12 protein-coding genes and 1 tRNA gene are annotated in these 13,485 nt (G+C 65.0%); 4 read left to right on the top strand and 9 right to left on the bottom strand.

Features of this window, described 5'->3' with window-relative positions:
* The first annotated feature begins 302 nt into the window (after nucleotides 1-302).
* Together A6723_RS02620 and A6723_RS02615 are read left to right on the top strand one after the other, a co-directional pair.
* On the top strand, nucleotides 303-539 hold the full coding sequence (locus A6723_RS02620) for a type II toxin-antitoxin system ParD family antitoxin (RefSeq protein ID WP_015479019.1): 237 nt from the start codon (nucleotides 303-305) through the stop codon (nucleotides 537-539).
* Entirely contained in the window at nucleotides 536-871 is a 336-nt protein-coding gene (locus A6723_RS02615) for a type II toxin-antitoxin system RelE/ParE family toxin (protein WP_054906470.1), read from the top strand. The genes A6723_RS02620 and A6723_RS02615 overlap by 4 nt, the downstream gene beginning before the upstream one ends.
* 81 nt (nucleotides 872-952) lie before the next feature.
* Here the strand turns inward: A6723_RS02615 and A6723_RS02610 are convergent.
* Nucleotides 953-1,048 (bottom strand) — tRNA-Sec (locus tag A6723_RS02610).
* Nucleotides 1,049-1,294: 246 nt separating this feature from the next.
* Between A6723_RS02610 and A6723_RS02605 the strand changes: the two genes are divergently transcribed.
* Together A6723_RS02605 and A6723_RS02600 are read left to right on the top strand one after the other, a co-directional pair.
* Nucleotides 1,295-1,765: a hypothetical protein gene (locus tag A6723_RS02605; protein ID WP_054906469.1), complete on the top strand. Its 471-nt coding sequence runs from the start codon at nucleotides 1,295-1,297 to the stop codon at nucleotides 1,763-1,765.
* A 65-nt stretch (nucleotides 1,766-1,830) separates the two neighbouring features.
* The gene (locus tag A6723_RS02600; protein WP_054906468.1) at nucleotides 1,831-3,285 is read left to right on the top strand and encodes a carboxylesterase; all 1,455 of its coding nucleotides are present in this window, start codon (nucleotides 1,831-1,833) and stop codon (nucleotides 3,283-3,285) included.
* A gap of 177 nt (nucleotides 3,286-3,462) precedes the next feature.
* On the opposite strand, the gene A6723_RS02595 is transcribed toward A6723_RS02600, so the two are convergent.
* The 8 genes from A6723_RS02595 to fdnG all read right to left on the bottom strand — a co-directional run bounded on the left by A6723_RS02595 (nucleotide 3,463) and on the right by fdnG (nucleotide 13,337).
* The gene (locus A6723_RS02595) at nucleotides 3,463-3,765 is read right to left on the bottom strand and encodes a type II toxin-antitoxin system mRNA interferase toxin, RelE/StbE family (RefSeq protein ID WP_054906467.1); all 303 of its coding nucleotides are present in this window, start codon (nucleotides 3,763-3,765) and stop codon (nucleotides 3,463-3,465) included.
* The gene (locus tag A6723_RS02590) at nucleotides 3,762-4,040 is read right to left on the bottom strand and encodes a hypothetical protein (protein ID WP_024766185.1); all 279 of its coding nucleotides are present in this window, start codon (nucleotides 4,038-4,040) and stop codon (nucleotides 3,762-3,764) included. Before A6723_RS02590 ends, A6723_RS02595 begins: the two co-directional genes overlap by 4 nt.
* A gap of 99 nt (nucleotides 4,041-4,139) precedes the next feature.
* Nucleotides 4,140-6,062, bottom strand: coding sequence for a selenocysteine-specific translation elongation factor (gene selB, locus A6723_RS02585; protein ID WP_054906466.1), 1,923 nt, complete (start codon nucleotides 6,060-6,062; stop codon nucleotides 4,140-4,142).
* A complete protein-coding gene (gene selA / locus A6723_RS02580) occupies nucleotides 6,059-7,465 on the bottom strand; it encodes an L-seryl-tRNA(Sec) selenium transferase (protein WP_054906465.1) in 1,407 nt (468 codons plus the stop codon). Before selA ends, selB begins: the two co-directional genes overlap by 4 nt.
* An 86-nt stretch (nucleotides 7,466-7,551) precedes the next feature.
* Nucleotides 7,552-8,484, bottom strand: coding sequence for a formate dehydrogenase accessory protein FdhE (gene fdhE, locus A6723_RS02575; protein ID WP_054906464.1), 933 nt, complete (start codon nucleotides 8,482-8,484; stop codon nucleotides 7,552-7,554).
* A 126-nt stretch (nucleotides 8,485-8,610) separates the two neighbouring features.
* A complete protein-coding gene (locus tag A6723_RS02570; RefSeq protein ID WP_054906463.1) occupies nucleotides 8,611-9,237 on the bottom strand; it encodes a formate dehydrogenase subunit gamma in 627 nt (208 codons plus the stop codon).
* 81 nt (nucleotides 9,238-9,318) lie between these two features.
* Complete coding sequence (fdxH, locus tag A6723_RS02565; protein WP_054906462.1) at nucleotides 9,319-10,251, bottom strand: formate dehydrogenase subunit beta; 933 nt, start codon at nucleotides 10,249-10,251, stop codon at nucleotides 9,319-9,321.
* A gap of 8 nt (nucleotides 10,252-10,259) precedes the next feature.
* Nucleotides 10,260-13,337: a formate dehydrogenase-N subunit alpha gene (gene fdnG, locus A6723_RS02560; protein WP_139092877.1), complete on the bottom strand. Its 3,078-nt coding sequence runs from the start codon at nucleotides 13,335-13,337 to the stop codon at nucleotides 10,260-10,262.
* Between the last annotated feature and the right edge of the window lie 148 nt (nucleotides 13,338-13,485).

Here is a 13,485-nt window from a genome sequence, read left to right as displayed (position 1 = left end):
CCAACCGGGACCGCTTCGACTTCACGGTAAAGATGTCTGGCGCGAAGCTGCCGCCGGGTCAGAAAACCCACGTGCTGCACCACACCCTCGCGAGCCATTCCATGATGAGTGGCGGGAACATCCTGACCTTGCAGCGGGTGCTCGGCCACGCCTTGCTCAACATGACCATGCGCACCGGGCCACCTCCTGGATGTGCTGACGCCGGAGCGGATCAGGGACTTTCGTCACCTGCTCCATACCGGGGAGGATCACGAGTGCTAGTATGTTTTGGCAAATTTTGCCATTCCAGAGAGACTGGTCCCATGAGCACGATGAACATTTCCCTGCCGGATACGCTCAAGAGCTTTGTCGATGAGCAGGTCAGCCAGCGGGGTTACGGCACCAGCAGCGAATACGTGCGCGAGCTGATTCGCAAGGATCAGGACCGTCAGCGCCTGCGGGGCCTGCTGATCGCCGGAGCCGAGTCGATGCCTGCGGCACCTGCCGACAGTGATTACTTCGAATCGCTCCGCACTCGAGTGCGCAAGGCTCGCGGATGAAGGCGAAGCCGGTCATTCCGCGTGTACTCGCCAATCAGGACGTTGAAGCAGCTGCCGATTACTACCTCAGCGAAGACGCCGAACAGGCTGCTCTGGGGTTTGTCGATGCCCTGGAAAAGGCATACGCCCATATAGCCCGTCACCCTGCCAGCGGTTCATCCCGCTATGCCCATGAGCTGGATTTGCCGGGGCTGCATTGCTGGCCGCTCAAGCGCTATCCCTACCTGGTGTTCTACGTCGAGCGCGACGATCACATCGACGTGTGGCGCGTGCTGCACGGCATGAACGACACCCCACCCTGGATGCAGGCTGGCGAGGGCGAACCGCACTGAGCGTACTTCGATACCGACGTCGAAGGGACTTCCCTGGCTGAGCCGGAAACTTAGAGCCACGCGGGCTGTAGACGGGGGAATTGGCGGAAGGCAGTGAGAGTCGAACTCACCCAGGAACGGCTGCCGTCCCCCACCGGGTTTGAAGCCCGGCCACGCCACCGGGCGTGATTGCCTTCCCTGGTCAGAAGCCGGCTGCGCGAATGCAGCGACGAAAGCGGGAGCCCGGATGTTGCCATTGTTGCCACGCAGGATGCCAGCGCAGTGATGCCGCAGCGCTGGCTGGAACGTGACGCCATTCCCGATAGCCCTGCATACAAATATGGCCAAGTACAATCAAATTGCTATTGATTGGCCAGAAAAAGACGGCAATCTGGCTGCCCGTGCTCTAACCTCGCTAGCAGTAACCCAGGGAGCTACAACGGCATGAAGCCCACTCTACCCATCCTTGAGATTTCCCCGCACCAGGGCATCGGTCCGGTCTGTCTGGGCGACACGCGAGCCATGGCGCGCGACGCGCTGGCTGCCGCCGGTTTCCCGCTGGAATCCTCCAACGGGCCAACGGACTACTTCTGCCAGGCGGCGATCCAGGCCGAATGCGATGAGCAAGGGCTGGTCTGGTTCATCGGTATCTCCCAGAACGAGCGATACCTCGCTCGCTACCAGGGTGTGGATGTGTTTTCGCTGTCGGCGGGCGAGCTGTTCTCGTTGATCGCCTCGACGGATGACTCCGGCGCCCACGAATTCACCGACAGTGAATACCTGTTCCCCGGCCAGATCATCACGTTATGGGATGCGGACGAACAATACGACCGCCAGGGCAACGAGACGCGCCCCGTCTGGGCCCAGGTGGGCATCGGCAACTCCGCTTATGCCGAGGCGATCGCAGCCATTTGAGCCACTGGCGGACTTTGTGGCGCCTGGGGCTCTATGCTTGTCCCGCACGCTGACAAGGGAACTCCATGCTGAACACCAAGCTCACCAGGGCACTGCTCTGGGTAGTCATCGTCATCCTCGCCATCGCCGTACTGGCGCTGGGGCTGCGGGTCGCGGCGCTGCGCGACATCCCGCCGCTGGAGCCCTGGCATACCTGGGTACCGAACGACCTGCACAGCAACGAAATCGACCACCTGGACTGGACCGGTTACCTGGCCGCCGAAGACAGGCTCATGCAGGCCATGCACAAGGAAATGGCGGCCAGCCTGCAGCCCTTCGAGCGGGTGGCCTACAACCGCTATTTCGATAAGAGCGAGGTCTACCCCGGCCACTTCGCCACCGACTGGAACCGTTCCTACGAGATGCGTCCCGCCGGAGAAGTGCGCGGCGCTGCAGTGCTGCTGCACGGGCTGACCGATTCGCCCTATAGCCTGCGCCACCTGGGCGAGCACCTACGGCAGCAGGGTTTCGTGGTCATCGCGATTCGCATGCCGGGCCACGGCACGGTGCCCGCCGGGCTGACCGATGCGGACTGGGAAGACTGGATGGCCGCCACCCGACTGGCCGTGCGCGAGGCCTCAGCGCAATGGCCCAAGGGCGCACCGCTGCTGATGGTGGGCTTCTCCAACGGTGGCGCGCTGGCGATGAAGTACAGCCTGGATGCGCTGGACGACGCGAGCCTGGCCATGCCGAAGCAACTGGTGCTGATCTCGCCGATGATCGGCGTCACCCGTTACGCCCAGTTCGCCGGGTTCGCCGGTTTGCCCGCGCTGTTGCCGGCTTTCGCCAAGGCGGCGTGGCTCAACGTACTGCCGGAGTTCAACCCCTTCAAATACAACTCCTTCCCCATCGCCGCAGCGCGCCAGACGGTGGAGCTGACCGACGCCGTACAACGTAGCCTGGAGGGCGCCAATCGCAGCGGTAGCCTCACTCGCCTGCCACCGATCCTCACTTTCCAGTCCCTGGCCGACAGCACCGTCAGCACCCCCGCGGTAATCAGCAACCTGTACGACCGCCTGCCGGACAACGGTAGCGAACTCGTGCTGTTCGACCTTAACCGCTCGCTGAACTACGGCCCGCTACTGCGCCCGGAAATGGCCACGCTGAGCGACCGCCTGCTGCCGGAGCGCCAGCGCAACTACGACGTGACGGTAATCTCCAACAGCCCTCGGTCCAGCCAGGCCTCAGCCCTGCACACCCCAGCCCACAGCCAGCAACATGAGAGTCAGGCGCTGGCGGCGAGCTACCCGCCGGACCTGTTCTCCCTGTCCCACGTGGCGTTGCCCTTCCCGCCCAACGATGCGCTGTATGGCCAGCACCCGGACCAATCGGAAGACTTCGGTATCCACCTGGGCACCCTCACGCCCCGCGGTGAACGGGGCGTACTGATCGTCGGGCTGGACCTGTTCCAGCGCGTGACGTCCAACCCGTTCTATGACTACCTCGTGCAACGGGTGGATCAGGTTTTGCCATCACGCTAACGCTTGCCCATGTCCGGCAAGACGGCAGTCAGCTGTCGGTGATGAACCGCCGAATCAGCCAGGAATGCATTGGGCCCACTTCCCGCAAGAGAACAAGGCTATCGAAGGACGCGGGGATAGAGTGTTCAGAAGGCCTCTTCGGCGGTACCAAACAAGCATTGGCGCTAACCGCGCGGCTCACTGTTGATGGCGTCGATCCTCGCTCAATGGAGGCCACATCCTGGATGTGTGCACCAGTGCGAGAACCCACAGACCGTCGGCCTCGATCTGATAGACGAGCCGGTAGCTCTCATGGGGAATCAGCTCACGCGTGCCGGGAATTCGGCCGGGCTTGCCCATCATCGGGAAGCTCCTGAGCCTGGCGGCGGTAGTGCTGAAAAGGATGTCCATCTGCGCGGCAGCGCCTGGGTTTTCGGAGGCAAGGTATTCCCAGATATCGAGACGATCCTGCTGGGCATCCCGCGTCCAGAAGACCTTCATTTACGCTCGGTTGCCCTTGATCGAAGCGCCGCAAATACCGCCTCGACTTCTTCGTCCGAACGCCCGTCTCCCACAGCCATCGAAGCACGCCCCGCCTCGACCTTGGCCTGCAGGTACTCGTCGTAGTCCTGAGCCTGGCGCTGCTGGCGTATGAAATCCCGCATCAGTTCGCGCATGACCTGAGACGCAGGGCGATGAGCCGCCTCGGCGGCGGCCATGAACTCGGCGCGCAACTCGGGTTCGAGCTTCATGGTGAATACGGCTTCTTTGCTCATGGAGGAATTACCTGGTGATGAAAAAGTATATACCTCGTATACACCCGTCTCACTGTAGGCGATCCCTCCTGTTCAGCGGAATCCGCTTCCGACCAATAGTCAGGAATTGTCGTCGGACGTGCCCTGCGCCAGCGCCGAATCCTCCCTGATCCGTCGCTCATTGCCGAAGCGCCGGGTGAAGCCGATGCGGTCGAAGTACTCCAGCAACTGGATGCAGCGTTTGCGGCCGATGCCGATACGGTCGCGGAAGGCGGCGGCACGGATGATGCCGGCTTCGTCGCGCAGTTGCAGGGCGTGGCCGGCGAGTTGGCGCAGGGTCTGTTCGGGGTAGAACAGGTCCTTCACCACCTGGTGCAGTTGGCCCAGGCGAGCGAGCTTGCGCAACAGCAGGCGCACGTCGGCCTCCTCTTCCCCCAGTTCCCGAGCCAGGTCGCGTACCCAGGGCGGGTCGAAGGAGCTCGCCAGCAACAATGGCCAGAGGCGTTCGCGCAGCTTCTCGTCGGCCTCGACCAGTTGTACCCGGTGATCCGGCAAGTGCAGCCAGGGACCGCTGCTGGCGACCTGCCCGGTCGCCAGCAGGCTTTCCAGCAGGGCGATGAAGACCGGCCGCTCCAGCGAAGAGAAAGCGTAGCGGCGCAAGCGATCACGGTCGGGGCCGAGTTCGTCGGGGGCTTCTGCGTGAAAGCGTTGCAGGGCATCGAGCAGTTGCTGCTGCAGCGCGGACCAGCACTCGGCGGCGAACAGCCGAGCGCCAAGCCGCGTGTTGATCTCGGCCAGTGCCGAGGGCAGTTGCCAGCCCTCGCGCGGGCGATTGAACTGGCGCGCCAAGAGCGCCGGATCGAGGCCATTGCCGGCGTGCGCCAGCAGGGTTGGCAAGGCACCTTCGAGGCTGTCGCCTTGCAGCGCGCGCAACTGTTCCAGGCGCTCCGGGCTGCGTCGGTTGCGCGCCGGGGCAAACGGGTCGAGCACGCGGCCGCCGCCAAGGGTGCGTTGCGCGGACTGGTCACGCAGCACCAGGTGGTCGCCGTGTACAGCATGGCTGGGTGCATTCAGCACCAGTTGCGCGAAGGCACGTTCGCCAGGCTGCAGCCGCTCGCCTTCCAGTAGTGCGACACGGCCGGTGACGTCCTGCGCACCAAGGTGGACATGCACTGGCGTCCAGTGTGCAAAGGCACGGCTTTCGCTGGGTAGCAACTGCAGGTCGATATCGATGCGCGTGGTAGGTGCGTGAAGCTCCGGGGCGATCAGCCAGTCGCCGCGGTGGATCTTGTCGAGGTTCAGCCGCTCGCCGGCGATATTCACCGCCACCCGCTGGCCGGCGTGGGCCTGCTGCGCTTCGCGGTTCTGTGCATGCAGGCCACGCACGCGAACGCGGCGGCCGGCAGTGCCCAGCAACAGCTGATCGCCGACCTGAACGCTGCCGGCAAAGGCCGTTCCGGTGACGACGATGCCCGCTCCACTGACGCTGAACGCGCGATCCACCGCCAGGCGGAATCCACCGTTCGCCGCCAGCTCGCGAGTCTCGCGGGCCGCCTCGCGAAGAGCGTCGCGCAGGATGTCGATGCCCTCGCCGTTGACGCTGGAAACCGCAATGACCGGTGCACCGGCAAAGGGCCCGGCGGCCAGCAGTTCGTGCAGATCGTCCGTGACCTGCTCCACCCGCTCGGACAGCACGCGGTCGGCCTTGGTCAGCGCAACGATAGCGCGGCGTATCCCGAGCAGTTCGACAATGGCCAGGTGTTCGCGGGTCTGCGGCATCACGCCGTCGTCGGCAGCGACCACCAGCAACACCAGGTCGATGCCGCTGGCGCCGGCGAGCATGTTGTGGACGAAGCGCTCGTGCCCCGGCACATCGATAAAGCCGGTCAACGCGCCGTCGCCGAGCTCTGCGTAGACATAGCCCAGGTCGATGGTGATGCCGCGCTCGCGCTCGGCCGGGCGGCGGTCGCCTTCGACGCCGGTGAGGGCGCGCAGCAAGGACGTCTTGCCGTGGTCGATGTGCCCGGCGGTGCCGACGATCACGCCTCGCCCTCGGCCAGTATCGGCAGTTGCGCGACGAAGCCGGGCTCGTCGTCGAGCTGACGCAGGTCGAGCCACAGCGCGTCGTCGTCGATGCGGCCGAGCACCGGGATGGGCAGGCAGCGCAGGCGCTCTTCGAGGTCGAGCAATGCGCGGCCACGCTGACGCTTGGGCTGGTTCGGTCGCAGGCACAATGCAGCGCTGGGCAGCCGCGCAACCGGCTGCGCGCCGCTGCCGATCATGCCCAGGGCATCCACGGCGCTGACGCTCCAGCGATCGCCAAGCAGCGCAGCGAAGGCCGGCGCGAGTCGTTGCGCCTGGGTGCGGATATCGGCCTGCGGCCGGCTGAGCAAGCGCAGGCTGGTAAGGCGCTCGGCGAGGCGGTCGGGGTCGCGGTAGAGATTGAGCACGGCCTCCAGCGCGGCGAGCGTCAGCTTGTCCACGCGCAAGGCACGCTTGAGCGGATTCTTCTTGATCCTGCCGATCAGCTCCTTGCTGCCGAGGATCAACCCGGCCTGCGGGCCGCCGAGCAGTTTGTCGCCACTGAAGGTGACGATGTCGGCGCCGTCGCGCAGGGCTTCCTGCACGGTTGGCTCCTTTGGCAGCCTCCAGCGTGTGAGGTCGACCAGGGTGCCGCTGCCCAGATCCTCCAGCAGCGGCAAGCCATGGGCGTGGGCGATCTGTGCCAGTTGCGGCGTCGGCACGCTGGCAGTGAAGCCCTGCACGCTGTAGTTGCTGGTGTGCACGCGCATCAGCAGCCCGGAGCGCGGGCCGATGACGGCTTCGTAATCCTTGGCGTGGGTGCGGTTGGTGGTGCCGACCTCGACCAGCTTCACCCCGGCGCGGGACATGATGTCGGGGATGCGGAAGGCGCCGCCGATCTCGATCAGCTCGCCACGGGAAATGATCCCTTCCTTGCGCGCGCCCAGGCTGTTGAGCGCCAGCAACACGGCAGCGGCGTTGTTGTTGACCACGGTGACGGCCTCGGCGCCGGTCAGTTCGCGGATCAGCCCGGTGATGAGGTCGTCGCGGTCGCCACGCTTGCCGGTGGCGAGATCGAATTCGAGGTTGAGCGGGTAGCGCGCAGCCATCGTGATGGCTTCGATGGCTTCCTCCGGCAACAGTGCTCGGCCGAGGTTGGTGTGCAGCACGGTGCCGGTGAGGTTGAACACTCGGCGCACGCGGCTGGCATGGTGCGCGGCGAGGCGTTCGCCGGCGCGGCCGGCAAGTACGGTCTCTTCCAGTTCGACGGCAGCGAGCTGGCCGTGGCGCGCGGGCTCGCGCAGTTCGTCGAGCAGGTCGCGCAGGGTCTTGAGCAGGGCCTCGCGGCCATAGCGTTGCTGCAGCGGCTGGCAGGCCGGGCTGCGCAGCAGGCGGTCGATGGAAGGCAGGCGTACCGAGGTCATGGACGAACCTTAATGCGGAGTCGATGGCTGGAGTCAGTGTAGGGCGGATAACGCGTGCCGCGTTATGCGCCCTACGAAGAGCAGATTCAGCCACCGCCACCCGGCGCCAGCAGCAGGTTTGGCGCGCTGCGCAAATAGCCGTCCTCGGCGAGGCGGATGTCCAGCGCGAGGCTGGCCAGGTCGTCCGCCTGGGCCTCGGCGTGCTTGTCGTGCTGCAGGTAGAACTGCTTGAGATAAGACTGGCAGCCGGGGCAGGTCTCGGCCTTGAGCGGCGCCTGGTCGCTGGCCACGCCTTCGCGCTGCAATGAGTAGTAGGCCAGCCCCTTGCTCTCGGCGCAGTGGCTGCACTTCACGCGCACGTAGTGCCATTCGCAGGAGCACAGCGAGCAGGCCAGGTAACGCAGCCCGGCGTGCTTGCCCTGGTGGCGGATCATCCCGGCCACCGGCGGTGCGCCGCAGGCCGGGCAGAGGGTCTGGCTGTCGGTTTCCACCAGGGTGTCTTCCGGCAGTTGCAGCAGCCACTGGCTGAAGGCGACCTGCAGTACGGCGCCGAGGAAGGGCACCAGGGCTGGCGGGAGCAGATCGAACTGGCCGTTGAGCAGGCCCAGCGCCCAGGCCTTGCGCTGGCCGGAGTCGGCGTTGCGCAGTGTCTTCAGCGCCTCGACCACGGCCGGGTTGGCGGTGAGTTCATAGGCATCGAGGAAAGCATCCAGCAGCGGCAGCCAGGCACCTTCGCGCACCAGGACTTCGTAGGCCAGCGGCGGCATGCGGTGTTCCTGGCTGCGGGCCAGCGCGGCGGCATCCGGCGTGGGCAGGAACAGCTTGCGGTCCAGCAGCACCTGCTGGGCGGCGCAGACGCCGGCGATCAGCTCCAGGTAGCCCTGCAGCGGATTGCCCGGCGCCAGTTCGCGCAGGCGTGCGGCGCGGCGGGAGAACAGGTCGTGGAGCGGTAGATTGAACAGCGGCGGGATGTTTGCGGCAGCTTCGATCTGCCCGGGTTCGAGAATTCGGCCTGACACGCAGGACTCCTTGTTGGGTTCGGAGCGGGGCCTGAATAGCCCCTCTCCCTAGCCCTCTCCCTGAAGGGAGAGGGGATGGTTCGTGCCGGCGGGTGCACTGGCCTCAGCCGGCGATTACGTCGAGGGTCAGTGGCCCTTGCCCTTGTCCACGTCCTTGAGCCAGGCAGCGTGGTGCTTGCGCGCCCAGCCGCGGCTGACCCAGCCGTAGAGCATGGCGCCCATCGAACCCTTCACCCAGATGCCGGCGTAGATGTGCACCAGGATGCTGCAGATGAGTACGAAGGCGGCGAAGGCATGCAGCAGCGAGGCGATGCGGATGATGTCGATGCCGAAGAAGTGGCTGAAGTACGCCCGCCACATCACGAAGCCGGTCACCAGCAGCACCAGCATGCACAGCAGCAGGGTCCAGAACAGCAGCTTCTGCCCGGCGTTGTAGCGCCCGACCTCGGGGAGGTTCTCCTCGCGGTTGGTCACCACGTCGCGCCATTGTTTCAGCCACTGCACATCGCGCTTTTCCACCAGGTTGTGGTGGGCGAAGCGGATCACCAGGCCGAGGAAGAACAGGAACATCGCCACCCCGAGGAAGGGATGGAGAATGCGCGTCCACGGCCCGCCGCCGAACAGGTTGGTCAGCCAGAACATGGCCGGGTGGAACAGCGCCAGCCCCGAGAGGCCGGCGAGGAAGAACAGAATGGCCACCATCCAGTGGTTGCTCCGTTCGTTGGCGTTGTAACGCTGGATATCTTTTTTCATGCTCGGCTCCTGGGAGAGCTTGCAAGCGCCCTCTCCCCTACCCAATCCCTGAAGGGAGAGGGAGCTGTACGGCGTGGGCGATCAGCGGGGATCGCGCGGGTCATAGCCATGCACCGAAGGGTCGACCTTGTGCACCGGCGCCTGCGGGTCGGGGCCGTCTTCCTCGTCCTCCTCGACCCGGTTGGGGCCGATGCGGGTGTAGTGGAAGAACCCGGCCAGCACCACGCCGGCCATGGCCAGCAGGCCCAGCGGCTTGGTCAGGCCTTTCCACAGGCTGACCATCGGGCTGATCGCCGGTTTGTCGGGCAACCCGGCATACAGCGACGGCTGGTCGGCATGGTGCAGCACGTACATCACGTGCGTGCCGCCGACGCCTTCGGGGTCATACAGCCCCGCGTGCTCGAAGCCACGGGACTTCAGGTCGACGATGCGCTCGGCAGCGTGTTCCTTCATGTCCTCCTTGGTACCGAAGACGATGGCACCGGTCGGGCAGGTCTTCACGCAGGCCGGCTCCATGCCCACGGCCACCCGGTCGGAACACAGGGTGCACTTGTACGCCTTGTGGTCCTTCTGCGAGATGCGCGGGATGTTGAACGGGCAGCCGGTGATGCAATAGCCGCAGCCGATGCAGTGGTCCTGGTTGAAGTCGACGATGCCGTTGGCGTACTTCACGATCGCGCCGGGGCTCGGGCAGGCCTTCAGGCAGCCGGGCTCCTCGCAGTGCATGCAGCCGTCCTTGCGGATCAGCCACTCGAGGTTGCCGTTGGGGTTCTCATGCTCGGTGAAGCGCATGACCGTCCAGGACTGGTCCGTCAGGTCGATCGGGTTGTCGTAGGTGCCGTGGTTGTGGCCCACCTCGTCGCGCAGCTCGTTCCATTCCGAGCAGGCGACCTGGCAGGCCTTGCAACCGATGCACTTGGACACGTCGATCAGCTTGGCCACTTCCTCCTCGTGCCGCACCGAGGGCGACGGCAAGGTGGTAGCGGAGCGGGCGTAGATGTCTTGGCTACTCATGGGTCACCTCACGCCTTTTCCACGTTGACGAGGAAGGACTTGAACTCCGGCGTCTGCGTGTTCCCGTCGCCCACGAAGGGGGTCAGGGTGTTGGTCAGGTAGCCGTTGCGCGCCACGCCGGAGAAACCCCAGTGCAGGGGGATGCCCACGTGGTGCACGGTCTGGCCATTGACCTGCAGCGGACGGATGCGCTTGGTCACCACCGCCACCGCCTTGATGAAGCCGCGGTTGGAGGACACCTTCACGCGGTCGCCGGCCTTGATGTCGATTTCCTTGGCCAGCGCCTCGCCGATCTCGACGAACTGCTCCGGCTGGACGATGGCATTCAGGCGGCAATGCTTGGTCCAGAAGTGGAAGTGCTCGGTGAGCCGGTAGGTGGTCGCGGCGTACGGGAACTCCTTCGCCGTGCCGAACAGCTCCATGTCGTTCTTGAACACCCGCGCCGCCGGGCTGCTGATCGCCTGCGGATTCTTGTGCAGCGGGTTGACGCCAATCGGCGTTTCGAACGGCTCGTAGTGTTCCGGGAACGGCCCCTCGGCCATCTTGTCGACGGCGAAGAAACGCGCCACGCCTTCGGGGTTCATGATGAACGGGTTCATTCCCGCTTCCGGCGCCGAATCGGGCTTGAAGTCCGGGATGTCGGTCCCGCCCCAGGCCTTGCCGTTCCACCACACCAGGCGCTTCTTCACCGGGTCCCACGGCTTGCCGCTGACGTCGGCCGAGGCGCGGTTGTAGAGGATGCGCCGGTTGGCCGGCCACGCCCAGGCCCAGCCCAGGGTCTGGCCCATGGCGTAGGGGTCGCTGTTGTCGCGGCGGCCCATCTGGTTGCCCTGCTGCGTCCAGGAGCCGGCGAAGATCCAGCAGCCACTGGCGGTACTGCCGTCGTCACGCAGCAGTGCAAAGCCGGGCAGCTGCTCGCCGGCCTTCGCCAGGACCATGCCGTTGGCGGGGTCGACGAGGTCGGCCAGTGCCTTGCCGTTGTACTCCTTGGCGATCTCCTCCGGAGTCGGCTCATCGGGCGTCAGGTACGGCCAGTCCAGGCCCAGGATCGGGTCGGGGAACTTGCCGCCATCCTTGCGATAAGCCTCGCGCAGGCGATGCAGCAGGCCGCTCATGATGGCGATGTCGGTGCGTGCTTCACCCGGCGGCTCGGCGCCCTTCCAGTGCCATTGCAGCCAGCGGCCGGAGTTGACGATGGAACCGTCCTCCTCGGCGAAACAACTGGTGGGCAGGCGGAACACCGTGGTCTGGATGGCCTTGGTGTCGACGTCGTTGTGTTCGCCGGCATTGCGCCAGAACTCGGAGGTCTCGGTGGCCAGCGGGTCCATCACCACCATCCACTTCAGCTTGGCCAGCGCGGCGCTGACCTTGGCCTTGTTGGGGAACGAGGCGATGGGGTTGAAGCCCTGGCAGAAGTAACCGTTGACCTTGCCCTGGTACATCATGTCGAAGTAGCGCAGCACGTCGTAGCCGGCGCCGGGCATGTCCAGCTTGGGCAGCCAGTCGTAGCACCAGTTGTTGTCCTTGGTCGCGGACTTGCCGAACCAGGACTTCATCAGGCTGACGTGGAACTTGGGATAGTTCTGCCAGTAGGACAACTGCCCCGGGCGCAGCGGTTTGGACGTGCGCTTGGTGATGTAGGCGTTGTAGTCCTGCTCCGCGTCCATGCCCAGGGTCAGGTAGCCGGGCAGCGAGTTGGACAGCAGCCCGAGGTCGGTCAGGCCCTGGATGTTGGAGTGACCGCGCAGGGCGTTCATGCCGCCGCCGGGCATACCAATGTTGCCCAGCAGCAGCTGGACCATCGCGCCGGTGCGGATCATCTGCGCGCCCACCGAGTGCTGGGTCCAGCCCAGGGCGTACATGATGGTCATGACCTTGGTCGGCGCCGCGGTGGTGGAAATCTCCTCCCACACCTTGAGCATCATGTCCTTGGGCGTGCCACAGATGTTGCTCACCACGTCCGGCGTATAGCGGCTGTAGTGCTGCTTCATCAGGTTGAACACACAGCGCGGGTGCGTCAGGGTCGGGTCGACCTTGGCGAAGCCGTCCTCACCCAGCTCGTACTGCCAGGATGACTTGTCCGGGTAGGTGCGCTTCTCGGCGTCGTAACCGTTGAACAGGCCGTCGTCGAAGCCGAAGCCTTCCTTCACGATGAACGAGACGTCGGTGTAGTTGTGGACGTATTCCTTCTGGTACCGGTCGTTTTCCAGCAGGAAATTGATCAGGCCGCCGAGGAAGGCGATGTCCGTGCCGGTGCGGATGGGCGCGTAATAGTCGGCCACCGAGGCGGAACGGGTGAATCGAGGGTCGACCACCAGCAGGCGCGCCTTGTTGTGCGCCTTGGCTTCGGTCACCCACTTGAAGCCGCACGGGTGCGCTTCAGCGGCGTTGCCGCCCATGATCAGAATCAGATCGGCATTCTTGATGTCGGTCCAATGGTTGGTCATGGCTCCACGGCCAAACGTCGGGGCAAGACTTGCCACCGTCGGGCCGTGTCAGACACGCGCTTGGTTATCGAACGCCAGTAGTCCGAGGGAACGCATCACCTTGTGGGTGATGTAGCCGGCTTCGTTGGAAGACGCCGACGCGGCCAGGAAGCCGGTGGTCAGCCAGCGGTTCACCGTCTGGCCCTGGGCGTTCTTCTCGATGAAGTTGGCGTCGCGGTCGTCCTTCACCAGCTTGGCGATGCGATCGAGCGCCTCGTCCCAGCCGATGCGCTTCCACTCAGCGGAGCCCGCTTCGCGAATCTGCGGGTATTTCAGGCGGTTCGGGCTGTGGACGAAGTCCAAGAGGCCGGCGCCTTTGGGGCAGAGGGTGCCGCGGTTGACCGGATGGTCCGAGTCGCCCTCGATGTGGATGATGTTCTGCGAAACGTTCTTCGCTGCATCACCCTGGCTGTACATGAGGATGCCGCAGCCTACCGAGCAGTACGGGCAGGTATTGCGGGTCTCGACGGTGCGCGCAAGCTTGAAATGGCGGATCTGGTCGGCGAATGCATCCGGGGGTGCCATCCCGAGTGCCGCCAGGCTCGATCCTCCAAGGCCCACAGCGCAGACCTTGAAAAATTGCCGACGGTTCATATCCATCGTGCGTCTCCTGATCAGGCAGCGTACGTCCGGTGCATGGCCGGACCCTTGCTGCTTAAAAGATAGCCAAGCTGAGGCAATAAGCCAGTCTTCAGCCGGGCGCTGACCATGCACGCGGAGACTTTGCGGCGCATTGACGCGCGTCAGT

Source organism: Pseudomonas sp. AU11447 (genome assembly GCF_001672555.2).
Lineage (GTDB): Bacteria > Pseudomonadota > Gammaproteobacteria > Pseudomonadales > Pseudomonadaceae > Pseudomonas > Pseudomonas nitroreducens.
The sequence above is the reverse complement of the archived record's forward strand: the minus strand, read 5'-3'. Positions and strand labels throughout refer to the sequence as shown.